Genomic DNA, 23,775 nt, shown 5'->3' with positions numbered 1-23,775 from the left:
TCTATAGCTGTAAAACGGTATGTGATATACTGGTATTATGTAAGATACGGAGGGAGCTTTAATAGAATGGCTAAAGGGATTATGCTACATGAGGTTGGCGAACAGGTGGACCAATATCTATTGATTAAATCCTCGACGAAAGGGATTGCCAGCAATGGAAAACCGTTTTTAACGCTGATGCTGCAAGACCAGTCAGGTGATATTGAAGCGAAGCTGTGGGATGCCAAGCAAAGTGATGAAGTGACCTACGCGCCGCAGACGATTGTGAAGGTTGTGGGGGATGTCCACCATTACCGCGGGCGCAACCAGCTGAAGCTGAGAAATATCAGACCGGTGAGCGAGCATGAAAACGTCAATATTGATGATTTTTTAGAAACCGCGCCGATTCCGAAAAATGAAATGATGGATACCATCACTCAATATATATTTGAAATGAAAAATTCGAATATCCAACGGATCACAAGATTTTTAGTCAAAAAACACGAAACTGAATTTATGGATTATCCGGCGGCTACGAAAAACCACCATGAGTTTGTCTCAGGTTTAGCGTATCATGTTGTCTCTATGCTGAATCTGGCGAAATCCATTGCAGATTTATATCCGTCTCTTGACCGCGATCTGCTTTATGCCGGCGTTATCCTGCATGATCTCGGTAAAGTCAAAGAGCTGTCCGGCCCTGTTTCCACTTCGTATACGGTCGAAGGCAATTTGCTCGGCCATATTTCGATTATGGTCACAGAGCTGTCAAAAGCGGCTGAGGAGCTTCAAATCGATTCTGAAGAGGTGTTAATTCTTCAGCACTTGATTTTGAGTCATCACGGCAAAGCAGAATGGGGCAGCCCGAAACCGCCGATGGTGAAAGAAGCGGAAATTTTACACTATATCGACAACCTGGATGCAAAAATGAATATGATGGACAGAGCGCTTGAGCGCGTGAAGCCGGGTGAATACACTGAACGTGTATTTGCACTGGAAAACCGTTCCTTTTATAAACCGACTTTTCATAAATAATCGTAAAAGGACTGATGCTGAAACATTCAGGTCAGTCCTTTTTTATGCGCTTTTGCCGCTCATAACTCGTCTCATTCCCGCATATGGTTAAGAATAAAGAATCTATGCAAAAAGGGGGAGGAGCCCGTGTTATTTTTTCCATGGTGGGTGTATCTTTGTATTGTAGGCATCATTTTCAGTGCATATAAACTTGTGGCGGCAGCCAAAGAGGAAGAACAAGTAGACCAGTCTTTTATTGAAAAAGAAGGGCAGATTTATATGGAGAGAATGGAAAAGGAGAGAGAGCGCCGCAGTTCTCAACAGCATGATGAAGAAAATCCAAACCATTCCATCGCATAAAAAAGCTGTGCAGCTCAATGAGCCTGCACAGCTTTTTTATTATTTAGAACTGCTGCTTGTTGAAGACGTGTTAAATGTGTCTTTCAGGTCTTTATCCTTCACTTCAACGTCAGCTTTTTTCATGACTTTTTGAACAGCTTCTTGGACAGCTGTGGTGTCATTTAGTTTTTGTTCAAGAACTTCGGATTTCAGTTCTTTTTTCATATCATCGTATTTGCCGCGTTCTTCAGTCTTTTTAATAATGTGGTAGCCGTATTGTGTTTTGACAGGATCACTGACTTCACCTGTTTTTAATTTGAATGCAGCTTTGCTGAATTCAGCCACCATACCGTCTTTTGCGAACCAGCCAAGGTCCCCGCCTTGTGAAGCAGAATTGTCTGTAGAGTATTCTTTCGCAAGGTCTTCGAATTTCTCACCTTTTTTCAGCTTTTTCTCTACTTCTTCAGCTGTTTTTTTATCAGCGACAAGGATGTGGCTTGCACGGATTTTGTCTTTTAAGCCTTCCCAGTACTCTTTAGTATCAGCATCTGTTACTTTGATGTTATCTTTAGCTGCCTTTTGTGTCAGCAATTCATATTTTACTTGCTCTTTAAGGTAATCCTTGCCATATTGCTCCTCGAGAGCAGTATATTGATCGCCAAGCTGTGTTTTGTATTCTTTTAGCTTGTTGTCAATTTCTTTATCTGTAACTTTATATTTCTTGTCTAATACTTTTTCTTGCACCAGCTGTGTCAGGACGCTTGCACCAGCTGTTTTCTTCATGTTTGTGTAAAGCTCGCCTTTTGTTACATCGCCTGCGTCTGTTTTTGCGATGACTTCTTTGTCGCCGCTGCTGCAAGCACTGAGAGCGAGGATGCTTGTAGCAGTGATAGCTGCTATTGCGATTTTCTTCATTGTTTTCAAACACTCCTAATCATTCCAAATTAAATTACCTATGCGTATCATAACATATTGTGGCTTTCTGTAAAAAGATTTTAAATAAAGGGCATTCGTCTAGTCAAACTTTTGCTGATGGCATACTTATATATTGATCAAGAAAAGGAGGTATGTAACATGAGCGGAGGATACTCTAACGGATTCGCGCTGCTTGTAGTACTGTTCATTTTGCTTATCATCGTAGGTGCAGCTTACATCTACTAAGCAGCCCGGGGATCGCTTGCAAGATAAGCGATCCTTTATTTTCACTAGCGCCTAATCGTTTCAAACATGAATTGCATAAGATGTAATTGGTAAATAAAGCTTTTTACAGGAGGTGCTTTTTAAGATGGGTGAAGTATTTGCAGGCGGATTCGCTTTATTGGTTGTGTTATTTATTTTATTGATTATCATCGGCGCTTCTTGGCTGTACTAATCAAAATAAAAAAGCATAGCTGCTGAATCAGCAGCTATGCTTTCTTTCGTATTTACACTGTAAAGGAGATCTCCACAAACGAAGAGATCAGTAAAATTAATATAGATACGTTAATAAATCGGAATACCTTATCTTGCCGCTCTTCAGGAATCTCTCTGACAAGGCATAATGTATTGGTGAGCCTGTTTATGAAATATAAAATAAACACGGCAGCCACGATAAAATAGAATAAAATGATGGGAGATTCCCCCTCTCTCTGAACTGTCCCATATTACATTACCAAATATTTATCAAAAAAGATAGAATACAAATTGAAAAATCGCCACTAGCGCCAAGGTTTAGCTACTTTTCAACAAGAATATCCAAGCCGTCTGCTTCCTGATCAATGAAAGCGGCTTTCGGCGCTTTTATCAGCTTGAGAGCCAGCAAGAAGTCAGGCAGACAGTAGCCGGCATGAATACCCGAAATCATGCAGAAATAATGGGCGTGATTCGGAAAAGCCAGCGCGGCGTAAAACAGTACAGGCGTAATCAGCAAGAACGGGCTTACGAGTGAAATCAGCATGGTTGTTTTTGGTATTCGTTTCCATGTGCGCATGCGTAGTATATAAAACTTTTTTTCTATTTTTCTTTTTTTGCAGATGATTGGCAGGACATGGATGACTTTATGTACAAATAAAATAACGACGAGCAAACCGCCGAATAAAGGTACATATGCATCGCTTAAGCTTGTGCCAGGCCGCAGCAGCTCAAATGCTAAAAAGGTAGATATAAAAACCAAAATCATAAAACATACAGCAGTTAATATTATGCGAACGGCACCATAATCCTTCATGAGATTTATGGTCTTCCAGCAATTCATCAAAGTCATCCTTCCATACATCTTGAATAGAATCTCAAAATAATTTACTCCTCCCAAGAGAAAAAATCAATGCTTTTTTAAGAAAAAATATCATCCGGCAGGTATTTTTTTGAAACAAGCAAACAAACTGCGAAATATGGGGTTAGAACTTTCTTCTCAGTGAATTATCAGCTAAAATAAGATTAAAGATAGAAAGAAGTGGTGTGGATGGATTCGATGGATCATCGCATTAAGCGATTAGAATATTACATACAATTATTAGTGAAAACAGTAGATATGGACAGGTACCCCTTCTATGCGCTTCTCATTGATAAAGGGCTGAGCAGAGAAGAAGGGGAAGAAGTTATGAGGATATGCGATGAATTGTCGGAAGAGCTGGCAACACAAAAAGCGCAAGGATTTGTAACCTTCGATAAGCTCCTTGCGCTTTTTGCCGGACAGCTGAATGAAAAGTTAGATGTTCATGAAACGATTTTTGCCCTGTATGAGCAGGGGCTTTATCAAGAGCTGATGGAAGTCTTTATCGACATCATGAAGCACTTTGATTAACTGTTTACAGGTTCGAGCTCTTCTGCCGGTTTATCCGCCGCACTGTCCTTTGCTTTTTTCTTCAGTTTTCCGTTTGCGCTTTCAAAGTCATTGTCAATATTGGTGAGTGACGTTTCGAAAATTTCCATAAAATCATCGCCGTAGATATGGCGTATCATACACATCATTTCAGCCACTTCAGGGAATTTTCCGAATAAATGATATAGAGGCTGTGACCCTTTAAAAACCGCGTTGCGTGTCGGATCAAATTCCTCAAGCAAGCTCCAGAATACCTCAGTGCCTTCCTCAGTCAATTGGACGTATGTGTTCCGTTTATCATTCAGCCGTTTGGAGAACCTTAAATATCCTCGTTCTTCCAGCTTTTTTGAAAAGTTGAATGCGGTTGATACATGCATGACCCCGAATTTCGCGATCTCAGAAATGGAAGCTCCATTCAATTGATACGCAATCCATAAAATATGATGCTCATTAATATTCAGATCATACGGTTTGAGCCACTGCTGCCAATCCTTCTCGATCGATTTCCAAAGAGCCTTGCTAAGCTGAGCCATTTTCTGGGTGAAGACAAGAGCCTCTTTCACATCATAGGGCGGTTCCACTCGATTCATTACGTCACCTGCTTCTCTTTTTCTTTTACTCTATTATGCCAATAAAATAAAGATTAATAAAGATGAAAATGTAAGAATTTTTTAATAAATTCACAATCCATTGCGGTGAGAGGCTTTTTCGGCAAAAAAAAATACGGGTCCAATTTTGGCCCGCATTTTTTTCTTTAGAATAGGATATTAGTTTTGTAAGGTTTTCTCCAGCTGTCTGATTTTCTCTTCAATATCAGCGATTTCTTTTTGCAGATCCTGCTGGTGAGGCTTGATCTCTTCCTGCCATTTTTTAATTGACGTTTGGAGCTCGCCGCTCACGTCTTTAATGACATCTGTACTTTCTTTTGCCGCTTTGATCAGCTGGTCTTTTAAAGCAAGCCCGTCTGATTTTAAGCGTTTGATCGTTTCTTCGAAAGAATCATAATTGGTTTTCATTTTTTCACGCAGCTGCTTTCCTGAGGAAGGTGCAGAAAGAAGAACTGCTGCTCCTCCGATGATGCCGCCTACGAATAGTCCTGTTAATAGGGAACGTCCGTCCGCCATTACAATCACCCCGTCTTTTTCTTGAAAATAGGATTCATTCAGCATATTTCATTTTTGTTGAAAGCCTGAACTTCTATACATAGCTTGCTTTATTTTAGCATATTTTTTAAGTGAAAAGGAGGGAGAAGGTTGTCTGTCTTTATGATTGTGTTATCCTGCATCACCCTTGCCTTCGCTTCAGGCGCTGTTTACTATATCAGACTTCTCAGCCAGGCTGCTTCTTATCCGCCCAAAAGGGTCATCCGGCAGAAAGCGCTTGTTTGTTCAACCGGAACCGCCTTTACACTATGTCTTATCTTTTTCACAAAACTCTTCGCTTAAAACATGCTGACATGCTGCGGGCTCTCTGTTCTAAAAAAACCTCTCCCGGAAGCGGAAGAGGTTTTGTGTGACAATTATTTAGCAGCTTCCATAAAGCTCGAACGTCTTAAAATGGTTTGGACAATCGGATAAATTATGATCATTGCAATTGTATTCAGCACAGTTGCCGGCAGAACAACAGCTGCGAACAGTGCGGCAAAACCGCCAGGCAAACCGACGATCAATAAAGCTGACGATAAAAATACAATTCCCGATAAGATGGTCCCGATCGCTGTCAGCACAGCGGCTGCACCTGTTTTCTGGCTCTTTCTGAACAAGAGGAACAGGATGAAGAACAGAAACGCGGACACGGGTTTATCGATGATGTTAGGAATCTGTCCGGCTGGAAATGCGGTTGTAAGCGCGGAGATGATTCCGGTCACAATCCCGATGACGAGTACGTTTTGCACCCGCGGGAACAGAAGGATGCCCATGAACATCATGATCAGCATCATATCTGGTTTCATGCCGCCTAAAAAGGGCGGAATAATGGAATGAAGCGCTGCGCCGATTGCGGCAAACAGAGCCATAATGACTAACTCTTTTGTTTTCATATCTATGCTCTCCTCTGCTAAGCTTTTTGCCCTCCAATAATATGCTCGTCATTTATTGCGAAGGCTTAAGAATGTGATATGCAAACAGTATATCAAACGGATCGTTTGCATAGCCAGACTTTTTACTCATTTTCTTGCTGGAATTTCTTCATGAACGCAGCTAATTTTTCACAGTCTTCGAGAGACACCGCGTTATAAATAGAAGCACGGCAGCCTCCTACCGAACGGTGTCCGCCAAGGCCGATCATTTTTGCTTCTTTTGCTTCCTGAACAAATGTTTTCGTTAATTCGTCATCACGAAGCGTAAAGGTAACATTCATGCGTGAGCGGCTGTCCGTTCTGGCATGGCCTTTATAGAATCCGTTGCTTTCATCAATGCAGCTGTAAAGAACTTGAGCTTTTTGCTCATTGCGCTGTTCTGCAGCTTCTACACCGCCGTTTTCCTTCAGCCATTCCAGAACAAGGCTCAGCATATAAATCGCAAATGTCGGCGGAGTGTTGTAGAGTGAGTCCGCTTTGACATGCGTTGAATATTTCAGGATTTTTGGAACGTTCGCATTTTCATTCTGCAGCCAAGTTTTTTTCATGATGACAACTGTCACGCCGGAAGGGCCGAGGTTCTTTTGAGCGCCTCCGTAAATCACGTCAAACTTGGACACATCAATTTTTCTGCTTAAAATATCGCTTGACATGTCAGCGACGAGCGGAATAGGGGAATTCGGGAATTCCTGCCACTGTGTGCCGAAAATCGTATTGTTGGACGTGATATGTAAATACGCGCCGTCTTTTACATCCGTAAGTTCAATCTCCGGAATGTAGCTGTAATGATCTCCTTCACTTGTAGCTGTTACAGAGGTGTTCCCGAACAGCTTTGCTTCAGCGAGGGCTTTTTCGGACCAAGCCCCTGTCATCACAAAATGCGCGGTTTTTTCAGGTGTTAAAAAGTTCATTGGAAGCATTGAGAATTGAAGGCTTGCCCCGCCTTGAAGAAACAAAATATCGTAATCTTCCGGGATGCCCATCAGTTCAGTTAAGAGACTTTTCGCTTTTTGGTGCACCGCTTCATACTCTTTGCTGCGGTGGGAAAGCTCCATAACAGACATGCCGGATGTGTTAAAATCAATAAATTCTTTCTGTGCTTTTTGCAGAACTTCCAATGGCAGCGCTGCAGGACCTGCGTTAAAATTCGTTGTACGTTCCATCATGATCTCTCCCTGTTTTCCACGTTAATGTATAAAATAATACAATTATCCTATCACAAAAATTCAGTTTTTTGATAAAAAATTAGAATAATCAAAAGAAATTGACGGATGTTTGCGAAATGTTCACAAATAAAATAACCTCATCTTATGATGAGGCCAGGCGTTTTGCGATAGAGGAAGAGATGTTCTGCAGATCCTCCGGTTTGTAATCATCAGCATGTGTTTTCCAAACCGCTCCGAATCCATCTCCTTTTCCGTAGCGCGGGATAATATGCATATGGTAATGGAAAACAGATTGTCCTGCTTTTTCGCCGTTATTGTTCAGCGTATTTAAGCCGATCGGTTCAAATTCATCCCGAATAGCGCGGGCGATTTTCGGAACGGCGTGAAAATATTGTTTTGCTAATTCATCCGTAAACTCATACACATTTTCGATATGTGTTTTCGGAATGACAAGTGTATGACCCTTTGTCACTTGGCTGATATCAAGAAAGGCCAGTACATGCTCATCTTCATACACCTTAGCGGACGGAATGTCGCCGGCGATAATTTTACAAAAGATGCAATTCTCTTCACAATGCATGAGGGTTCCTCCTTATGAAATTGTTTAATATGTATACACTCATCGTACCACAGAAATGCAGAAAATAGAAAACAGGATGAACGGCAAGCGTTCACCCTGAATGCAGAGGAAGAGCTTATATGAAGAAAATGTGATATGCCTTTGGTAAGCACCTCATTTGTCAATAAAATGAAGACTTGTTTAATGCCTAACGATTCCTGCGATAAACACCTCATTTGACAATTTGCTTCATAGATGAAGAATTCATCAATTCAGTGAAGAGAAATGGTTTCAGCATTGGACATGTTTATTTTCTATCCAACTGTATCTAAGACGTCTTTGACAAACACCTCATTTTTCAGTTGATATGCTTTTCCTCTACGACCATTATGATGTCCAGAAACCTGTCTCTTTATGACAGCAAATTCATCATTTGTTAAAAGGGAATTGTTTCAAATCAGGCCTTGTTTTTGGTACTATGAAGAAAAACAATATAAGGGGAGAAACTATGTCTCTGCTATCGGTAAAAGACTTAACCGGCGGATATACTAGAAATCCGGTTTTAAAAAACGTATCATTCACCCTTGAACCGAATCAAATTGTCGGCTTAATCGGGCTGAACGGTGCAGGTAAAAGTACAACCATCAGACATATCATCGGGCTGATGGACCCGCATAAAGGTTCAATCGAATTAAACGGAAAAACCTTTGCTGAGGATCCGGAAGGCTACCGTTCACAATTCACCTATATACCTGAAACACCTGTTTTATATGAAGAGCTGACGCTGATGGAGCATTTAGAATTAACAGCCATGGCATACGGCCTGTCAAAAGAAACGATGGAGAAAAGGCTGCCGCCGCTTTTAAAGGAATTCCGAATGGAAAAGAGGCTGAAGTGGTTCCCGGCTCATTTTTCTAAAGGAATGAAGCAGAAGGTTATGATCATGTGCGCATTTTTGGCAGAGCCCGCACTCTACATTATTGATGAGCCTTTTCTAGGGCTTGATCCGCTTGCGATTAACGCGCTGCTTGAGCGGATGAATGAAGCGAAAAAAGGCGGGGCGAGCGTGCTGATGTCAACGCACATTTTGGCAACGGCAGAACGTTATTGTGATTCGTTTATTATTTTACATAACGGCGAGGTGCGGGCACGCGGCACGCTGTCTGAGCTCAGAGAGCAGTTTGGAATGAAGGAAGCGGCGCTGGACGATTTGTATCTTGAGCTCACAAAGGAAGACGCTGGCCATGAATAATATGCTTGATATTTGGCAGTCGCGGCTGCAGGAGCATATCAAAGAAACAAGAACGTACATGAAATATATGCTCAACGATCACCTCGTCATTGTTTTGATCTTTTTTCTCGCGGGCGCTGCAAGCTGGTACAGCAAATGGATACGGGACATTCCTGCTCACTTTCCGTCCTTCTGGGTGATGGCCGTGCTGTTTTCACTCGTGTTGACAAGCTCTTATGTGCGGACGCTTTTGAAGGAGGCTGACCTTGTCTTCTTATTGCCGCTTGAAGCAAAAATGGAGCCTTACTTGAAGCAGGCGTTTGTTTACAGCTATGTGTCTCAGCTGTTTCCGCTGATTGCATTGAGCATTGTTGCAATGCCGCTATATTTCGCTGTTGCACCGGGAGCTTCGCTTGTATCGTATGCGGCAGTCTTTATCCAGCTTTTGCTGCTGAAAGCGTGGAATCAGTTGATGGAATGGCGTACAACCTTCCAGAATGACCGAAGCATGAAACGGATGGATGTGATCATTCGCTTTGCGGCGAATACGCTCGTTCTTTATTTTGTTTTCCAATCTGTTTATATGTATGCTCTTGTGGTCTATGTCATTATGGCTGCTCTTTATCTGTATATGGCTTCGGCAGCAAAACGGAAAACGTTTAAATGGGAGAGCCATATTGAGTCCGAATTGAGACGCAAGCAGCGTTTCTATCGGATTGCCAACTTGTTCACTGATGTGCCGCATTTACGAAAGCAAGCGAAACGCAGAGCGTATCTTGACTTTTTGCTGCGGCTCGTGCCGTTTGAACAGCGCAAAACGTTTGCCTACATGTTCACCCGCGCCTTTTTGCGTTCAAGTGATTATTTGGGGATTCTCGTCAGATTAACGGTCATTTTCGCGCTGATCATTATGTATGTGTCGGCAAGCCCGCTCATTGCAGGGGTTTTGACTGTGTTTACCATTTTCATTACGGGCATTCAGCTCCTGCCGCTGTTCGGCCACTTTGACCATCTTGCGCTTCAAGAGCTTTATCCTGTGAAAAAAGAAACAAAGCGGAAAAGCTATTTCTCTCTATTAAAAACTGCACTTACCGTTCAAGCGCTGCTGATATCCGCTGCATCTGCCTATGCTGCCGGCTTGACAGGTTTTCTTTATGCGCTGATTGGTTCTGCCGTTCTGATTTTTGTTGTTCTGCCGTCTTATATGACAACAAGACTGAAAAAACATGGAAAGCTGTGAGCTAAAAAAAGGGGTAGGTCAAATGACAGACAATCAGCAGCTGATGCAGGAAGCCCTTCAATGGAAAATGCATTTTTTGCGGAAGGATTCCATGTTTGAACGCTTTTCGAAGCGTGTGCAAACGAAGGTGAATGAGCGGATTCCTGAAAAAATCCATACGGTCGTCACTGAGAGCGTGAAAAAAATGGTGGAAGCGACGATGGCCGGCTCCAATATCATCACCTATAAGAAGGATACAAGCGAACTTTCGCTCAGTGAAAAAAACGAACTAGCGAAAAAAACGGTTGCTTCTTATCAGAAGGTGGCGGCTGCTGAGGGAGTCGGCACCGGAGCGGGCGGCATTTTTTTAGGTATTGCCGATTTCCCGCTGCTGCTTTCGATTAAGATGAAGTGTTTATTTACCTTATCCTCAATTTATGGCTTTGATGTGAAGGATCCACAAGAAAGAATGTTCTTGCTGGTTGTATTTCAGCTTGCGTTTTCGAGTGATGACTGCCGCAAATCACTTTTTTCTGTCGTCGACAATTGGGAGACGGAGAAAAAGAGCATTGATTGGAGGGTGTTCCAGCAGGAATATCGTGATTATATCGATGTCGTGAAGCTTTTTCAGCTTTTGCCGGGTGTTGGAGCAGCAGTCGGCGGAATTGCCAATTATAAGCTGCTGGCTCAGCTTGGAGAGACGGCAAGACACGTTTTTCACCTGAGAATAGTAAAGGAAACAGCCGGAGAATAAGCACTCCGGCTGTTTTTTATAGCTTATGATAGGTAATCGCGGCGCCCGCAAGGACCTTGGCCGCAGTCAGCATCGCTTTTTCATTGATATCAAATTTCGGATGATGGTGGGAATAGACGCGCTCTGGCTGTTCAGGAGCGGCCCCTGTAAAGAAAAAGGTGCCTTTGACGTTTTGTAAGTAATAAGCAAAATCCTCGCCGCCCATTTGCGGTTCTCCGTCAATGACCTGCTGAACGCCCTCCGTGTTCTTTGCGATGCTGACCAAGTGGCCCGTTTCTGCTGGATGATTCACAACCGCCGGATAGCCCCGTTCATAGTTGTACTCATAGGATGCACCGTGCATGCTGCACACGCCTTTTACAACTGCTTCAATTTCTTTCTCCAGAATGGTACGGACATTTTCGTCAAAAGAACGCGCTGTACCGATGAGTGCCGCTTGGTCTGCGATGACATTAAACGGGTTGTCGGCGATGAACGAGCCGGTCGAAATGACGGCGGATTGAATCGGGTTGACTTTGCGGCTGACAATGTGCTGCAAAGAGGAAACAATTTGCGAGCCAATCAGGACGGCGTCTTTTGTATCATGCGGATGAGCGCCGTGGCCGCCCTTCCCGAGGATTTTTATCGTGAATCGGTCCGCCGCCGCCATCACGGCGCCGGGGCGGCAGAGAATGGTTCCGAGCGGCTCAGTCGCCCAAAGATGCGTGCCGAATATCACATCCGCGTTTTCGAGACAGCCGTCATCAATCATTGGCTTTGCGCCTCCCGGATAATATTCTTCCGCATGCTGGTGGATCATCACAAATGTTCCCTTCAGCTCATGTCTGTTTTGGTGAAGGACCTTCCCCACTGCGAGAAGAGCTGCCGTATGGCCGTCATGGCCGCATGCGTGCATGACACCGGGCACTTTGGAGGCGTAAGGAACATCTTTTTCATCTTGAATGGGGAGGGCGTCAAAGTCGGCCCGCAAAGCGACGGTGGGGCCTGGTTCGCTTCCTTCTATATATGCTAAAATCCCTCTGCCGCCCACGTTCGTGCGGATCGGGACTCCTAATGATTCATAATAGGAAGCAATAAATGCGGCGGTTTTTTCTTCTTGAAACGAGAGTTCAGGATACATATGAAAATGGCGCCTGATCTCGACCATTTCTTCAAAACAGCTGTCGAGCTGTTTGTTTATCTCTTTCTGCAGTGTGGATATGGACAAAGCCGCTTCCCCCTTTTTCTATGCTATTCCATGATTGTATATAAAAAGTCTGAATATTTCAACTCGTTGTATTTCAAAGCAACATCATGGCTGCGATGGTTGTCACTGAAAGGCCAATTGCGACGGGAATAAAGTTTTTTCTGGCAAGCTCAAAAGGATCAACTTTGCAAATGGCCGCTGCGGGGATCAGCGCCCATGGGACCAGTGTTCCGCCGCCCACCCAGATGGCAGATATTTGGCCGAGCGCGGTCAGAACGGCGGGATCAGTATGAAGAGCGGACGAAAAGAGCTTGGCGATAGAGCCGGCGAGAGAAATGCCTGAAAACCCTGATCCGTCGAGGCCGGTTATGGCTCCGGCGGCAGTTAATGCAGCAGCGGCAAGCTCCTTTGACATGGGCATCATGTGGGATAAAGCTATGCCGAGATCATTGACAATTCCGTGGGAGCCTTTAGGGAGTGAAGTGCCGAGTATGTTTTTATAGCCTGAGTCGCCAAGATAAAAGAAAGCGGCAATCGGGATGACGGGGCCGAAAACCTTAAAGCCGAACTGGAATCCATCAATAAAATAACCGGTGATTTTTTCAAGCCCTTTTTGCTTATACACGAGAAAATGAACGATCAGGAGGATGCAGATTGCAGACCCGCCAATTAACGCGGTCGCATCATTTCCCTGTAGGTTAAATAAGAGCATGCAGGCAATATCCGCAAGAAAGACAAGCGGAATCAAAAAAGCCAGTATAGATCGCAGGCGTTTTGGCAAGTACAGCGAGGTGTCTTGTTCGCCAGAATGTACAGGGGAAAAAGAAGCTGGATCCAGCTTCTTTTTGCGTTCGCGCTGAATCATGATAAATGCTGCGGTTGTTGTGGTCACGCCCATAATCAGCACAAGGGGAATACTCGCTGAGATGACATCACCGACTGGAATGCCTGCTGCATCCGCTGTCAGCTTTGGTGCCGCCTGAATGACAAAGTCTCCAGACAGAGCGAAACCGTGTCCGAATAAGTTCATGGCCATGGCGGCGGCAATAGGCGGCAAACCGGCACGGGTGGCTGCTGGGAGCAGGACGGCGCCGATCAAAGCGACACCTGGAGAAGGCCAGAAGAAGAGAGAAATGGCGAACATCAGGCCGCCAATCAGCCAGTAGGCAGTCACAGGACCTTTCACAAGGCTTGCAAAGGGAGAAATCATCGCTTCATTTATCCCTGTTTTTGTTAACAATTCACTCATCGAAACGATAAAACAAATGATGAAAATCGTGGGGAGCAGTTCGCCGGCCGCGTAGATAAAGCTGTGGAATAAACTGCTGACAGAAGCTGAAAGTGAATGGCTGGCCCATAGCGATATGATAAAAATGCCAAATAAGGAAATAAAGGTCGTATCTTTCCGCAGCAGCATAAATAGGATAATCGCCCCGATAAAAAACACATACAGAACATGGACAGACAAAATCCCGACTTCCATCATTGATCACTCCTTCCGCTTCCTACAGATTATTCATAGGCGGGCGGAAGGTGCCGGGACAGAAGCGTCCGTTCGCAGATATTACTTCAGATAGACATGAATATGTTTTAGCTGCTCGATCAACTCGTGCTTCAATACTTTTTTAGCCTGCTGCTGATGCTGCGGGTAGCATTCGGGTGAAAAAATAACGGCACCGGCAGCGAGCCAGTTTTTTCGGTAGGCGATTATACTTTCCGAAGGTTCTAAATATGAACCGTCCTCACGCATCATTTCATAATCGTCGAATCCGAATTGGAAGCCGCAGCACGAGCAGATTTCATAAGAGTGATTCCCTTGATCATCATATGCCGGTTCTGTCAGCCCTTTAAACCCGCAGACTGGGCAAATATATTTCATCTAGCTTCCTCCCTTTCGCATAAAAAAGCTGCCGGACATGCCGGCAGCTATTCGACAGCGGAATATGTGGTGACATACGAAGGCCGGGAAAAGATCGACGTTGTGTCAATTCCGGCAGACGTGCCGCGTTTTTTGTGGGCTTCTTTGTATGAATCGGACTGCTGCCAATCTTGAAAGGCTCTTTCCGTTTCCCACAAGGTGAGAATGACATAGGTGTCACTGTCAAGCGGACGGAGCACGCGAATCGCTTCAAAACCGGGCTCGTTTTCGACTTTACCTGCTCTGTTTTTAAATTTGTTTTCAAACAGCGGACGTCCTTCCTGAGTGACGGCAATATTGTTCAATACTGCAAAACCGGGATGCTTTATCTCTCCGACTTGGTCAATCACTTCATAAGCGTGGGGTGCCTGGAAAACCGTATCTCCGCTTGTTTCGTGGATCAAAATCGCGTTTTCCTGTCCCTGCATCAAAAGGATATTTTCCGAGGGATGCTTCTTTACGATCGTTTTTAAAAAATCGGCTGTCCCATATGTAATATAAACCTTCATATCAGCCACCTCCTGCTTGCTAGTATATCAAAACAATGGTATAAGTTTCTATTGGCGAGTGCTTCGAACATAATTCCAAACAATTTTTCCCATACTACCTTTAGAAAGGCGAGGTGAGTTCATGTTTAAGATAAAGAAAAAGAAACTTTTCATTCCCATCATTATTTTAGTGTTAACTGCTTTTCTCGCTTTAATAGGATATATTTCAATCATTTTTCTCGGTCATTATGTCATAGATGAAAAGAAGCTGATCCTTCATGCATCTTCAAAAATTGTGGATCAAAACGGGGATGAGGTCGCAAGTCTGTATACAGAAAATCGTGAACCGGTCTCTATCAATGAAATTCCGAAAGAGGTCAGAGAAGCGTTTATCGCAGTGGAAGATAAGAGATTTTATGAACACCACGGTATCGATGTGAAATCTGTTGGAAGGGCAGTGTACCGCGATATATTAGCAGGCGGAAAGGTGGAAGGCGGAAGCACGATCACCCAGCAGCTTGCCAAAAATATTTTTCTGACACATGACAAAACGTTTTTAAGAAAAACAAAAGAAGTGATCATTGCGATCAATCTTGAACGGGATTACAGCAAGGACAAGCTGCTGGAAATGTATTTGAACCAGCTTTACTTCGGACATGGAGTCTACGGCATACAAGCGGCGTCCCACTATTATTTTAATAAAGAAGTAAAAGATTTAACTGTATCCGAAGGTGCGGTTTTGGCCGCTATTCCGAAGGCGCCTTCTACGTATTCTCCGGTTTTGCATCCTGATAAAAGTAAGGAGCGGCGTGATACGATTCTTGGCATGATGAATGACCAAGGCTACATCAGTGCAAAAGAGGCTGTCAGCGCGCAGGGGAGGACGCTCGGGCTGAACGTGAAGAAACAGTCGGAAACACCTTGGTTTGACAGCTATATTGACCTTGTGATTGAAGAGGCGGAGGACAAGTACTCGATTTCCGGTGAGCAGCTCCTTCAAGGCGGATTCACGATCAAGGTGCCGCTTGATTCGAAGCTGCAAAAGACGGCTTATCAGGTGATGAAGCAGGTAAGCTATTATCCCGGAACAGATCAGAATGCCGAAGGAAGCGCGGTCTTTATCAATAACAAGACAGGCGGTGTGGAAGCGGCGATCGGCGGAAGAGATTACACATCTAAAGGGTATAACCGTGTCACAGCTGCCCGCCAGCCGGGTTCCACATTTAAGCCGCTTGCAGTATACGGACCGGCGATGCAAGAAAAGAAATTTAAGCCCTACTCTCTATTGAAGGATGAGCTGCAATCCTACGATGATTATACGCCGAAAAACTATGACAGCCAATATGAGGGCGAAGTCACCATGTCTGACGCCATTACGTACAGCAAAAACGCGCCGGCTGTCTGGACGTTGAATGAAATCGGCGTCGAAACAGGAAAATCTTATTTGAAAGCAAACGGCATTGATATCCCTGATGAAGGGCTTGCTCTCGCTCTAGGCGGCTTGGAAAAAGGCGTTTCGCCGCTCCAGCTTGCCGGCGCATTTCATACGTTTGCCGCGAATGGAACGTATACTGAACCGTACTTTATTTCCAGCATAAAGGATGAAGACGGAGAAACAATAGCCGAACATAAAGAAGAAGGAAAGCGGGTATTCAGCAAGCAAACGTCCTGGAATATGACGAGAATGCTGCAGCAGGTGGTCAAAAAGGGAACGGCAACGTCCGGCACTTATCACGGCGACCTGGCGGGAAAAACAGGCTCTACTTCTTATACTGGCGTCTCCGGAGCGACTAAGGATGCCTGGTTTGCAGGCTATACACCGAAAATAACCGGAGCTGTCTGGATGGGCTATGACAAAACGGATCAAAGTCATTATTTAAAAGGCGGCAGTGCGTATTCAACAAGACTGTTTAAGGATATTTTGACACAGGCTGGAGAAACCGGTTCTGTGTTTACGAAGCCTAAAAACGTCAAAGAACTGGAAAGCCCGATAAAGCTGGAGCCAGTCAAAATGCTGAAAGCAGATTACACATTTAAAGCTGCGGGGCTCTTTACCATTGAATTAAAATGGGACGCTCAAGAGGATGACCGGGCCGTATACAGAATTTATGTAAATAAGGACGGCAAGGAGACGCTTCTTGATTCAGTTGAAGGAAAGGGAAACTATGAAATCCCTTATGCCAACTTGTTTTCGGGCGCTTCTTATAAAATTGTGCCTTATAATACACAGACAAAGAGAGAAGGGGAAGGAACCGATTACGTTCAGCCTAAATTGTTTTCCTCGTAATGGAATTCGGCGATTTTTTGAACTTTAAGCCTCACTTCTATACCATTTGCCTAAAACAAGGTATAGTGTAATAAGTCAAGAAATACGAACGTATGGTTGCAGTATGAAAGGTGGAAATCAGATGAGTAAACGAGAAACGTTTAACGAGACGTTTTTAAAAGCAGCACGGGGAGAAAAAGCGGATCACACGCCTGTATGGTATATGAGACAAGCAGGGCGATCACAGCCGGAATACCGTAAGCTGAAGGAAAAGTACGGATTGTTTGACATTACACATCAGCCGGAACTTTGTGCGTATGTCACAAGACTGCCGGTTGAGCAATACGGAGTCGATGCTGCAATCCTTTATAAAGATATCATGACTCCGCTGCCGTCAATCGGTGTGGATGTTGAAATCAAAAACGGGATCGGGCCTGTGATTGATCAGCCAATCCGATCTCTGGCGGACATTGAAAAACTTGGGCAGATTGATCCCGAACAGGACGTGCCGTACGTGCTTGAGACGATTAAACTGCTTGTCAATGAGCAGCTCAACGTCCCGCTCATCGGTTTCTCAGGGGCGCCTTTTACGCTGGCCAGTTATATGATCGAGGGCGGTCCGTCGAAAAACTACAATAAAACAAAAGCCTTCATGTACAGCATGCCGGATGCATGGAACCTGCTGATGTCCAAGCTTGCCGACATGATCATTGTGTACGTGAAAGCGCAAATTAAGGCAGGCGCAAAAGCGATTCAAATTTTTGATTCGTGGGTCGGCGCGCTGAATCAAGCAGATTACAGAACATACATCAAACCCGTGATGAACCGGATCTTTTCAGAGCTTGCGGAGGAGAATGTGCCGCTGATCATGTTTGGCGTAGGCGCAAGCCATCTGGCAGGTGATTGGCATGACCTGCCCCTCGATGTTGTCGGGCTCGATTGGAGACTCAGCATTGATGAAGCCAGATCAAAAGGCATCACTAAAACAGTGCAGGGCAACCTGGACCCGTCCATTTTGCTTGCGCCATGGGAAGTCATTGAGAAGAAAACGACGGAAATACTTGATCAGGGCATGAAATCGGACAGCTTCATTTTCAACCTTGGACACGGGGTGTTTCCAGACGTCAGTCCTGAGGTTTTGAAAAAACTGACAGCATTTGTCCATAAATATTCACAAAACAAAAAAATGGGTCAATATTCCTAAGCATATGTTTTGGTATCTAAATGATATCCTGTCAAAATGTTTGTATCAGATCATTAAAGAGGGTGTAAACAGTGAGTAAAAAGAAAATGGGGCTTCTCGTTATGGCGTACGGCACGCCTTATAAAGAAGAAGATATCGAACGTTATTATACACATATCAGAAGAGGCAGAAAGCCTGAACCTGAAATGCTTCAAGATTTGAAAGACAGATACGAAGCAATTGGCGGCATTTCACCGCTTGCCAAAATCACAGAAGAGCAAGCGCACAAGCTTGAACAGCACTTAAATGAAATTCAGGACGAGATAACGTTTAAAGCGTATATTGGACTGAAGCATATCGAGCCATTTATTGAAGATGCTGTAGCAGAGATGCATAAGGACGGCATTATAGAAGCGGTCAGCATCGTGCTGGCACCGCATTTCTCCACGTTCAGCGTGCAGTCCTACAACAAACGTGCCAAAGAAGAGGCTGAAAAACTTGGCGGCTTAGCGATTACGTCTGTTGAAAGCTGGTACGATGAACCGAAATTCGTGAAATACTGGGTTGACCGAGTGAAGGAAACATATGCGTCAATGCCTGAAGATGAAAGAGAAAACGCGATGCTCATTGTATCTGCACACAGTCTGCCGGAAAAAATCAAAGAATTTGGAGACCCGTACCCGGACCAGCTTCATGAATCGGCGAAATTGATTGCTGAAGGCGCAGGCGTTTCCGAATATGCTGTCGGCTGGCAAAGCGAAGGGAACACGCCTGATCCTTGGCTCGGACCTGATGTCCAGGATTTAACACGTGATTTATTCGAACAAAAAGGTTATCAGGCATTCGTATATGTCCCTGTCGGATTTGTAGCAGATCATTTAGAAGTGCTTTATGATAATGATTATGAATGCAAAGTGGTCACAGACGATATCGATGCAAGCTACTACCGCCCGGAAATGCCGAATGCAAAGCCGGAATTTATTGATGCATTAGCAACAGTTGTATTAAAAAAATTAGGACGTTAAAGAAGGCGATGAACATGAGTGACGGCAAAAAACATGTAGTCATCATCGGCGGCGGCATTACCGGTTTAGCCGCCGCCTTCTATATGGAAAAAGAAATCATAGAAAAAAATCTTCCCCTTGAGCTGACGCTTGTTGAGGCAAGTCCGAGAGTCGGCGGGAAAATCCAAACTGTCAAGAAAGACGGCTATATCATCGAAAGAGGGCCTGATTCATTTCTGGAACGGAAGACAAGCGCTCCGCAGCTTGTCAAAGATGTCGGCCTTGAACATTTGCTTGTCAACAATGCAACAGGACAATCCTATGTGCTTGTAAACCGCACCCTGCATCCAATGCCGAAGGGCGCCGTGATGGGGATACCGACAAAAATTGCGCCGTTCGTTTCAACCGGTCTGTTTTCTGTGTCTGGGAAGGCAAGGGCCGCTATGGATTTCATTCTGCCTGCAAGCAAGTCAAAAGACGACCAGTCATTGGGAGAATTTTTCCGCAGGCGTGTCGGAGATGAAGTGGTTGAGAATTTAATCGAGCCGCTTCTATCAGGCATCTACGCTGGCGACATTGACAAGCTTAGTCTAATGTCGACTTTTCCGCAATTTTACCAGACGGAACAAAAGCACAGAAGCTTAATTCTCGGCATGAAAAAAACAAGGCCTCAAGGCTCCGGCCAGCAGCTCACGGCTAAAAAGCAAGGGCAGTTCCAGACCCTTTCAACGGGCTTGCAGACTCTTGTCGAAGAGATTGAAAAGCAATTAAAGCTGACGAAGGTATACAAAGGGACAAAAGTGACCAAGATCAGCCGCGGCGGCACTGGCTACTCGCTCGAACTGGATAACGGCGTCACACTTGATGCTGAATCAGTGATTGTGACTGCTCCGCATAAAGCGGCTGCAGGAATGCTTTCTGAGCTTCCTGCCATTTCTCATTTGAAAAATATGCACTCCACATCCGTGGCAAATGTCGCCTTGGGCTTCCCTGAAGGCGCCGTCCAAATGGAGCACGAGGGAACGGGCTTTGTTATCTCAAGAAACAGTGATTTCGCGATCACAGCCTGTACGTGGACGAACAAAAAATGGCCGCACGCAGCGCCTGAAGGCAAAACGCTGCTTCGGGCATATGTCGGAAAAGCCGGAGACGAATCGATTGTCGATCTCTCAGATAACGACATTATCAACATTGTGTTAGAAGACTTAAAGAAAGTCATGAACATAAACGGGGAGCCGGAAATGACATGTGTCACCCGCTGGCATGAAAGCATGCCGCAGTACCATGTCGGCCATAAGCAGCGCATCAAAGAACTGCGCGAAGCACTGAGCACCGCATATCCGGGTGTCTACGTGACAGGCGCTTCTTTTGAAGGTGTTGGAATTCCCGACTGCATCGATCAAGGAAAAGCTGCCGTGTCTGACGCGCTTACCTATTTATTCAGTTAAAAACCTCCGCTCTGGCGGAGGTTTTTTTGTTGTGCAATGGCAATATTGTGTAAAAAAATGATTGAATTGATCAGCAGGTTATGATACATTTGCATATGTACTTAATGACTAAAATGTTCAAACGGTCAGTTTCGAGGTGAATACAATGTCAATAGATCGAAAAAAGCTCATTTTGGAGGCGGCCACAAAATCTTTCACCCAGTTCGGGTATAAAGCGACGACAATGGATCTTGTGGCAAAGCTTGCGAACGTGGGGAAGGGAACCATTTATACTTTTTTCAAAAACAAAGAAGAGCTGTTTGACGAGATTTTCACTACTTTATTGAAGGAAATGAAGCAAAAAGCGGACGAAGCGATGGAGCCGGACCTTCCGTTCCATGAAAATGTGCACAGGGCGCTGTTTGCCATTCTGGAGTTCAGGAAAACACATCAGCTGACGATTAAAATTTTCCAAGAAAATGCTGAGATTGGTACAATGGCAGTTCAGGAAGTGATCCAGAAAATGGAGAGAGGCATTCTGTCTTATATAAAAAGTAAGATTGAAGACGGGATTAAGAACGGTGCGATCAAGCCGTGCGACCCTGAGCTGACAGCTTTTGTGATGCTGAAGCTTTATATCGCGCTCATTTTTGATTGGGAAAAACAGCATCCCCCGCTCGATAAAGAGACGATTGCGGAACTGCTTGAATTGTATGTTGTCAAAGGATTGTCAGCCAACTAGATAATCCTTTCTCTTTGCAACAAAATGACCATTTTTCATGATGAGTCAGTTTTAGAATGGAGGCATCAGGATGAACACAATACGAAGTCAGTGGAAAGACATCGTAACGAGTAAAAAATTATTAATTCCCATCATTGCCATTTTGTTTGTCCCGCTTATTTACAGCGGCGTGTTCTTAAAGGCTTATTGGGACCCATACGGCACAGTTGACCAGCTGCCTGTCGTTGTCGTCAACCAAGACAAAGGGGCAACGTATGAAGGAGAAAAACTTCAAATCGGTGATGATCTGGTCAAAGAATTAAAGGATAATAATAACTTTGATTGGCATTTTTCCAGTGATCTTGACCAATCGTTAAAGGACTTATTAAATCAAAAATACTATTTAGTTGTCGAGATTCCTGAGGATTTTTCTAAGAATGCCAGTACTGTATTGGACAAAAATCCGAAAAAGCTGGATCTGAAATATCATACGAATGCCGGTTCGAACTATGTAGGGGCAACGATCGGTGAAAAAGCGATTGATAAACTAAAAGCCTCTGTTTCTAAAGAAGTGACCGAGCAATATACGAAAGTCATTTTTGATAACTTTAAAGATATCGCCAAAGGTTTGAGCGACGCGAGCAGCGGAGCGAAAAAAATTGATGATGGCACAAAGGATGCGAAAAACGGAAGCGCCCAGCTGAAAGATAACCTGGAGAAGCTGAAGGAAAGCACCGCCACTATCAGTGACAAAACGGCGCAGCTTGCGGATGGAGCGGCTCAGGTGACAAGCGGTATCCAATCACTTGACAGCTCGCTCGGAAAATTCCAGGACAGCAGCAATACGATTTATGAAAACTCAGGAAAGCTTGCGGCAGGATCAGGCGAGCTGACAGGCAAGATGAATGAGCTTCTTGCCGGACTTCAAAAAGTACAGCAGGGCTTGCCTAATCTCACAAACGGGCTGGATCAGCTCAACAGTAAAGCCCAAGAAGGTTCTGAGAAAGCAGCAAAAGCGGAAAAGCTCATAAATGCAGTCGATTTAACGAAGCTTGAAACAGCTGTGAACAATCTGGAAAAGTCAGAAACAGCGATGAAAGATTTCCAAAAACAGCTGACGGACTTTGAAAACAGCTTAAAAAACCGTGATCAGGCATTTAAAAATCTCATCAATTCGAGTGATTTCTTAACAGCGGAGCAGAAGAGCCAGCTGATCAACTCTGTTGAGAAGAAGCTTCCGCAAGTTGATGCGCCTGATTTTGATAATATCTTAAGCCAGCTGCCTTCAGCTGATCAACTGCCTGACATTTCAGCGATTAAAAGCTCTCTGGAAGATGTGAAAGCGCAGGTGGCACAGCTAAAAGCAATGCCGGAAGCTACTTCTATGCTTTATAACGGCGCAAAAACAACTCAAGATGCGATTGACAGATTAACTGAAGGAACCCAGAAGATATACAACGGTTCACAGCAGCTGACAGAAAACCAAAACAAACTGACAGCCGGTATCGGTGAATATAATAAGCAATTTGCAAAAGCAAAAGCAGGCTCAGAGCAATTGGTGACGGGAAGCAGTCAAGTATCTGGCGGATTGTTTAAGCTGTTAGATGGTTCTAAACAGGTCCAAAGCGGATCTTCAAAACTTGCAGACGGATCTGCTTCACTTGATACAGGTTTAGGCAAGCTATTGGACGGCACAGGAGAGCTGTCTAGTAAGCTGAAGGATGCGGCTGATCAAACAGGTGATATCGATGCTGACGATCAAACATACGGCATGTTTGCCGATCCGGTTAAAACCAAAGATGATGCCATCCATTCTGTTCCTAACTACGGAACAGGGCTGACACCTTATATCCTGTCAATGGGCTTGTATGTCGGCGGCATCATGCTGACGGTGGTCTTCCCGCTGAAGGAAGCGTCAGGACGTCCTAGAAACGGTTTTGAGTGGTTCTTCAGCAAATTCAATGTCATGATGCTCGTTGGAATTATTCAATCGCTGATTGTGGCGACGGTTCTGCTTCTTGGAATTGGTCTCGAGGTAGAGAGCACGTGGAGATTTTACATGTTTACGATCATTACGAGTCTCGCTTTCCTAGCGATGATTCAATTTTTGGCGACAACGATGGGCAATCCGGGACGATTTATCGCAGTCATTATTTTAGTGCTGCAGCTCGGTGCCAGCGGAGGAACCTTCCCGTTAGAATTGCTTCCGAATTTCTATCAAGTCATCCATGGCGCATTGCCGATGACCTACAGCATTAACGGGTTCAGAGCGGTCATTTCAAACGGGGATTTTGGCTACATGTGGCAGATGGCCGGCGTCTTAATCGGCATCGCCCTCGTTATGATTTTACTCAGCATTACTTACTTTACAATTTTAAGCCGGAAGGAAGAAACTTCAGAAGAACAGCCGGCTTCATAATAAAAAAAAGAACTTGTTTCCTTTGAAA

General features: G+C 44.5%; 27 protein-coding genes. 15 read left to right on the top strand and 12 right to left on the bottom strand.

Annotation, left to right across the window (positions count from 1 at the left end; all coding sequences use genetic code 11):
• Nucleotides 1-66: 66 nt before the first annotated feature.
• A complete protein-coding gene (gene yhaM, locus Q5C82_RS07115; RefSeq protein WP_003224263.1) occupies nucleotides 67-1,011 on the top strand; it encodes a 3'-5' exoribonuclease YhaM in 945 nt (314 codons plus the stop codon).
• Between the two features lie 126 nt (nucleotides 1,012-1,137).
• A complete protein-coding gene (yhaL, locus tag Q5C82_RS07110; RefSeq protein ID WP_003224265.1) occupies nucleotides 1,138-1,350 on the top strand; it encodes a sporulation protein YhaL in 213 nt (70 codons plus the stop codon).
• 39 nt (nucleotides 1,351-1,389) lie between these two features.
• On the opposite strand, the gene prsA is transcribed toward yhaL, so the two are convergent.
• On the bottom strand, nucleotides 1,390-2,244 hold the full coding sequence (prsA, locus tag Q5C82_RS07105) for a peptidylprolyl isomerase PrsA (protein WP_003224270.1): 855 nt from the start codon (nucleotides 2,242-2,244) through the stop codon (nucleotides 1,390-1,392).
• 159 nt (nucleotides 2,245-2,403) lie between these two features.
• On the opposite strand from prsA, the gene yhzE1 reads away from it, so the two are divergent.
• Together yhzE1 and yhzE2 are read left to right on the top strand one after the other, a co-directional pair.
• On the top strand, nucleotides 2,404-2,490 hold the full coding sequence (yhzE1, locus tag Q5C82_RS07100) for a sporulation protein YhzE1 (protein ID WP_003327753.1): 87 nt from the start codon (nucleotides 2,404-2,406) through the stop codon (nucleotides 2,488-2,490).
• Nucleotides 2,491-2,614: 124 nt separating this feature from the next.
• Nucleotides 2,615-2,701: a sporulation protein YhzE2 gene (yhzE2, locus tag Q5C82_RS07095; protein ID WP_003155248.1), complete on the top strand. Its 87-nt coding sequence runs from the start codon at nucleotides 2,615-2,617 to the stop codon at nucleotides 2,699-2,701.
• 52 nt (nucleotides 2,702-2,753) lie between these two features.
• Here the strand turns inward: yhzE2 and Q5C82_RS07090 are convergent, their stop codons facing one another.
• Entirely contained in the window at nucleotides 2,754-2,936 is a 183-nt protein-coding gene (locus Q5C82_RS07090) for a hypothetical protein (RefSeq protein WP_024571667.1), read from the bottom strand.
• Between the two features lie 107 nt (nucleotides 2,937-3,043).
• A complete protein-coding gene (locus Q5C82_RS07085) occupies nucleotides 3,044-3,562 on the bottom strand; it encodes a DUF3267 domain-containing protein (RefSeq protein ID WP_013307950.1) in 519 nt (172 codons plus the stop codon).
• Between the two features lie 207 nt (nucleotides 3,563-3,769).
• Here Q5C82_RS07085 and Q5C82_RS07080 point away from each other — a divergent pair, with 207 nt between their 5' ends.
• Nucleotides 3,770-4,111, top strand: coding sequence for a YhaI family protein (locus Q5C82_RS07080; protein WP_003224275.1), 342 nt, complete (start codon nucleotides 3,770-3,772; stop codon nucleotides 4,109-4,111).
• Here Q5C82_RS07080 and Q5C82_RS07075 read toward each other — a convergent pair.
• Both Q5C82_RS07075 and Q5C82_RS07070 read right to left on the bottom strand, forming a co-directional pair.
• Complete coding sequence (locus tag Q5C82_RS07075) at nucleotides 4,108-4,719, bottom strand: HTH-type transcriptional regulator Hpr (RefSeq protein WP_003224277.1); 612 nt, start codon at nucleotides 4,717-4,719, stop codon at nucleotides 4,108-4,110. The genes Q5C82_RS07080 and Q5C82_RS07075 overlap by 4 nt on opposite strands.
• Nucleotides 4,720-4,896: 177 nt before the next feature.
• On the bottom strand, nucleotides 4,897-5,253 hold the full coding sequence (locus Q5C82_RS07070; RefSeq protein WP_003224279.1) for a YtxH domain-containing protein: 357 nt from the start codon (nucleotides 5,251-5,253) through the stop codon (nucleotides 4,897-4,899).
• Nucleotides 5,254-5,382: 129 nt separating this feature from the next.
• Between Q5C82_RS07070 and Q5C82_RS07065 the strand changes: the two genes are divergently transcribed.
• Complete coding sequence (locus tag Q5C82_RS07065; RefSeq protein ID WP_003224281.1) at nucleotides 5,383-5,574, top strand: hypothetical protein; 192 nt, start codon at nucleotides 5,383-5,385, stop codon at nucleotides 5,572-5,574.
• Nucleotides 5,575-5,648: 74 nt separating this feature from the next.
• On the opposite strand, the gene trpP is transcribed toward Q5C82_RS07065, so the two are convergent.
• The 3 genes from trpP to Q5C82_RS07050 form a co-directional block, all read right to left on the bottom strand.
• The gene (trpP, locus tag Q5C82_RS07060; protein ID WP_003224283.1) at nucleotides 5,649-6,167 is read right to left on the bottom strand and encodes a tryptophan transporter TrpP; all 519 of its coding nucleotides are present in this window, start codon (nucleotides 6,165-6,167) and stop codon (nucleotides 5,649-5,651) included.
• Nucleotides 6,168-6,289: 122 nt separating this feature from the next.
• A complete protein-coding gene (gene serC, locus Q5C82_RS07055; RefSeq protein WP_003224285.1) occupies nucleotides 6,290-7,369 on the bottom strand; it encodes a 3-phosphoserine/phosphohydroxythreonine transaminase in 1,080 nt (359 codons plus the stop codon).
• A 145-nt stretch (nucleotides 7,370-7,514) separates the two neighbouring features.
• Entirely contained in the window at nucleotides 7,515-7,952 is a 438-nt protein-coding gene (locus Q5C82_RS07050) for an HIT family protein (protein ID WP_003224286.1), read from the bottom strand.
• A gap of 487 nt (nucleotides 7,953-8,439) precedes the next feature.
• On the opposite strand from Q5C82_RS07050, the gene ecsA reads away from it, so the two are divergent.
• From ecsA to Q5C82_RS07035, 3 genes are read left to right on the top strand one after another with little or no spacing between them, the layout of a single operon-like run.
• Nucleotides 8,440-9,183 carry an ABC transporter ATP-binding protein EcsA gene (ecsA, locus tag Q5C82_RS07045; protein ID WP_003224288.1) on the top strand — a complete coding sequence of 248 codons (744 nt, stop codon included), beginning with the start codon at nucleotides 8,440-8,442 and terminating at the stop codon, nucleotides 9,181-9,183.
• Entirely contained in the window at nucleotides 9,176-10,402 is a 1,227-nt protein-coding gene (gene ecsB, locus Q5C82_RS07040) for an ABC transporter permease EcsB (protein WP_003224290.1), read from the top strand. The genes ecsA and ecsB overlap by 8 nt, the downstream gene beginning before the upstream one ends.
• Nucleotides 10,403-10,424: 22 nt before the next feature.
• Nucleotides 10,425-11,135, top strand: coding sequence for an EcsC family protein (locus Q5C82_RS07035; protein WP_003224292.1), 711 nt, complete (start codon nucleotides 10,425-10,427; stop codon nucleotides 11,133-11,135).
• A 16-nt stretch (nucleotides 11,136-11,151) separates the two neighbouring features.
• On the opposite strand, the gene sndC is transcribed toward Q5C82_RS07035, so the two are convergent.
• From sndC to hmoB, 4 genes are all read right to left on the bottom strand, one after another.
• Nucleotides 11,152-12,342 carry an N-acetyl amino acid acetylase SndC gene (gene sndC / locus Q5C82_RS07030; RefSeq protein WP_003224294.1) on the bottom strand — a complete coding sequence of 397 codons (1,191 nt, stop codon included), beginning with the start codon at nucleotides 12,340-12,342 and terminating at the stop codon, nucleotides 11,152-11,154.
• 73 nt (nucleotides 12,343-12,415) lie between these two features.
• Nucleotides 12,416-13,807, bottom strand: a complete 1,392-nt coding sequence (locus Q5C82_RS07025) for a hypothetical protein (protein ID WP_079996325.1) — start codon at nucleotides 13,805-13,807, stop codon at nucleotides 12,416-12,418.
• Nucleotides 13,808-13,885: 78 nt separating this feature from the next.
• Nucleotides 13,886-14,200, bottom strand: a complete 315-nt coding sequence (locus Q5C82_RS07020; protein WP_003224297.1) for a hypothetical protein — start codon at nucleotides 14,198-14,200, stop codon at nucleotides 13,886-13,888.
• A 47-nt stretch (nucleotides 14,201-14,247) separates the two neighbouring features.
• Nucleotides 14,248-14,748 carry a heme-degrading oxygenase HmoB gene (gene hmoB, locus Q5C82_RS07015; RefSeq protein ID WP_003224300.1) on the bottom strand — a complete coding sequence of 167 codons (501 nt, stop codon included), beginning with the start codon at nucleotides 14,746-14,748 and terminating at the stop codon, nucleotides 14,248-14,250.
• Nucleotides 14,749-14,869: 121 nt separating this feature from the next.
• On the opposite strand from hmoB, the gene Q5C82_RS07010 reads away from it, so the two are divergent.
• The 6 genes from Q5C82_RS07010 (at nucleotide 14,870) to Q5C82_RS06985 (ending at nucleotide 23,747) form a co-directional block, all read left to right on the top strand.
• The gene (locus Q5C82_RS07010; protein WP_003224303.1) at nucleotides 14,870-17,014 is read left to right on the top strand and encodes a transglycosylase domain-containing protein; all 2,145 of its coding nucleotides are present in this window, start codon (nucleotides 14,870-14,872) and stop codon (nucleotides 17,012-17,014) included.
• A gap of 121 nt (nucleotides 17,015-17,135) precedes the next feature.
• Nucleotides 17,136-18,197: a uroporphyrinogen decarboxylase gene (gene hemE / locus Q5C82_RS07005; protein WP_003224305.1), complete on the top strand. Its 1,062-nt coding sequence runs from the start codon at nucleotides 17,136-17,138 to the stop codon at nucleotides 18,195-18,197.
• A 71-nt stretch (nucleotides 18,198-18,268) separates the two neighbouring features.
• Nucleotides 18,269-19,201 carry a ferrochelatase gene (gene hemH, locus Q5C82_RS07000; protein WP_003224307.1) on the top strand — a complete coding sequence of 311 codons (933 nt, stop codon included), beginning with the start codon at nucleotides 18,269-18,271 and terminating at the stop codon, nucleotides 19,199-19,201.
• A 14-nt stretch (nucleotides 19,202-19,215) separates the two neighbouring features.
• On the top strand, nucleotides 19,216-20,628 hold the full coding sequence (hemY, locus tag Q5C82_RS06995) for a protoporphyrinogen oxidase (protein ID WP_003224309.1): 1,413 nt from the start codon (nucleotides 19,216-19,218) through the stop codon (nucleotides 20,626-20,628).
• Between the two features lie 145 nt (nucleotides 20,629-20,773).
• Nucleotides 20,774-21,349 carry a TetR/AcrR family transcriptional regulator gene (locus Q5C82_RS06990; RefSeq protein ID WP_003224311.1) on the top strand — a complete coding sequence of 192 codons (576 nt, stop codon included), beginning with the start codon at nucleotides 20,774-20,776 and terminating at the stop codon, nucleotides 21,347-21,349.
• A 70-nt stretch (nucleotides 21,350-21,419) separates the two neighbouring features.
• Nucleotides 21,420-23,747 (top strand): YhgE/Pip family protein, encoded by a 2,328-nt coding sequence (locus Q5C82_RS06985; RefSeq protein ID WP_003224313.1) that lies wholly within the window; start codon nucleotides 21,420-21,422, stop codon nucleotides 23,745-23,747.
• The last annotated feature ends 28 nt before the right edge of the window (nucleotides 23,748-23,775 follow it).

The sequence above is a fragment of the uncultured Bacillus sp. genome (assembly GCF_958411575.1).
Lineage (GTDB): Bacteria > Bacillota > Bacilli > Bacillales > Bacillaceae > Bacillus > Bacillus spizizenii.
The sequence above is the reverse complement of the archived record's forward strand: the minus strand, read 5'-3'. Positions and strand labels throughout refer to the sequence as shown.

What these genes read in the sequence shown, in the direction of transcription:
- yhaM (WP_003224263.1), top strand. Translation starts at nt 67, where the DNA reads ATGGCTAAAGGGATTATGCTACATGAGGTTGGCGAACAGGTGGACCAA.
- prsA (WP_003224270.1), bottom strand. Translation starts at nt 2,244, where the DNA reads ATGAAGAAAATCGCAATAGCAGCTATCACTGCTACAAGCATCCTCGCT.
- yhzE1 (WP_003327753.1), top strand. Translation starts at nt 2,404, where the DNA reads ATGAGCGGAGGATACTCTAACGGATTCGCGCTGCTTGTAGTACTGTTC.
- yhzE2 (WP_003155248.1), top strand. Translation starts at nt 2,615, where the DNA reads ATGGGTGAAGTATTTGCAGGCGGATTCGCTTTATTGGTTGTGTTATTT.
- Q5C82_RS07085 (WP_013307950.1), bottom strand. Translation starts at nt 3,562, where the DNA reads ATGAATTGCTGGAAGACCATAAATCTCATGAAGGATTATGGTGCCGTT.
- Q5C82_RS07080 (WP_003224275.1), top strand. Translation starts at nt 3,770, where the DNA reads ATGGATTCGATGGATCATCGCATTAAGCGATTAGAATATTACATACAA.
- Q5C82_RS07075 (WP_003224277.1), bottom strand. Translation starts at nt 4,719, where the DNA reads ATGAATCGAGTGGAACCGCCCTATGATGTGAAAGAGGCTCTTGTCTTC.
- Q5C82_RS07070 (WP_003224279.1), bottom strand. Translation starts at nt 5,253, where the DNA reads ATGGCGGACGGACGTTCCCTATTAACAGGACTATTCGTAGGCGGCATC.
- trpP (WP_003224283.1), bottom strand. Translation starts at nt 6,167, where the DNA reads ATGAAAACAAAAGAGTTAGTCATTATGGCTCTGTTTGCCGCAATCGGC.
- serC (WP_003224285.1), bottom strand. Translation starts at nt 7,369, where the DNA reads ATGGAACGTACAACGAATTTTAACGCAGGTCCTGCAGCGCTGCCATTG.
- Q5C82_RS07050 (WP_003224286.1), bottom strand. Translation starts at nt 7,952, where the DNA reads ATGCATTGTGAAGAGAATTGCATCTTTTGTAAAATTATCGCCGGCGAC.
- ecsA (WP_003224288.1), top strand. Translation starts at nt 8,440, where the DNA reads ATGTCTCTGCTATCGGTAAAAGACTTAACCGGCGGATATACTAGAAAT.
- ecsB (WP_003224290.1), top strand. Translation starts at nt 9,176, where the DNA reads ATGAATAATATGCTTGATATTTGGCAGTCGCGGCTGCAGGAGCATATC.
- Q5C82_RS07035 (WP_003224292.1), top strand. Translation starts at nt 10,425, where the DNA reads ATGACAGACAATCAGCAGCTGATGCAGGAAGCCCTTCAATGGAAAATG.
- Q5C82_RS07025 (WP_079996325.1), bottom strand. Translation starts at nt 13,807, where the DNA reads ATGATGGAAGTCGGGATTTTGTCTGTCCATGTTCTGTATGTGTTTTTT.
- Q5C82_RS07020 (WP_003224297.1), bottom strand. Translation starts at nt 14,200, where the DNA reads ATGAAATATATTTGCCCAGTCTGCGGGTTTAAAGGGCTGACAGAACCG.
- hmoB (WP_003224300.1), bottom strand. Translation starts at nt 14,748, where the DNA reads ATGAAGGTTTATATTACATATGGGACAGCCGATTTTTTAAAAACGATC.
- Q5C82_RS07010 (WP_003224303.1), top strand. Translation starts at nt 14,870, where the DNA reads ATGTTTAAGATAAAGAAAAAGAAACTTTTCATTCCCATCATTATTTTA.
- hemE (WP_003224305.1), top strand. Translation starts at nt 17,136, where the DNA reads ATGAGTAAACGAGAAACGTTTAACGAGACGTTTTTAAAAGCAGCACGG.
- hemY (WP_003224309.1), top strand. Translation starts at nt 19,216, where the DNA reads ATGAGTGACGGCAAAAAACATGTAGTCATCATCGGCGGCGGCATTACC.
- Q5C82_RS06990 (WP_003224311.1), top strand. Translation starts at nt 20,774, where the DNA reads ATGTCAATAGATCGAAAAAAGCTCATTTTGGAGGCGGCCACAAAATCT.
- Q5C82_RS06985 (WP_003224313.1), top strand. Translation starts at nt 21,420, where the DNA reads ATGAACACAATACGAAGTCAGTGGAAAGACATCGTAACGAGTAAAAAA.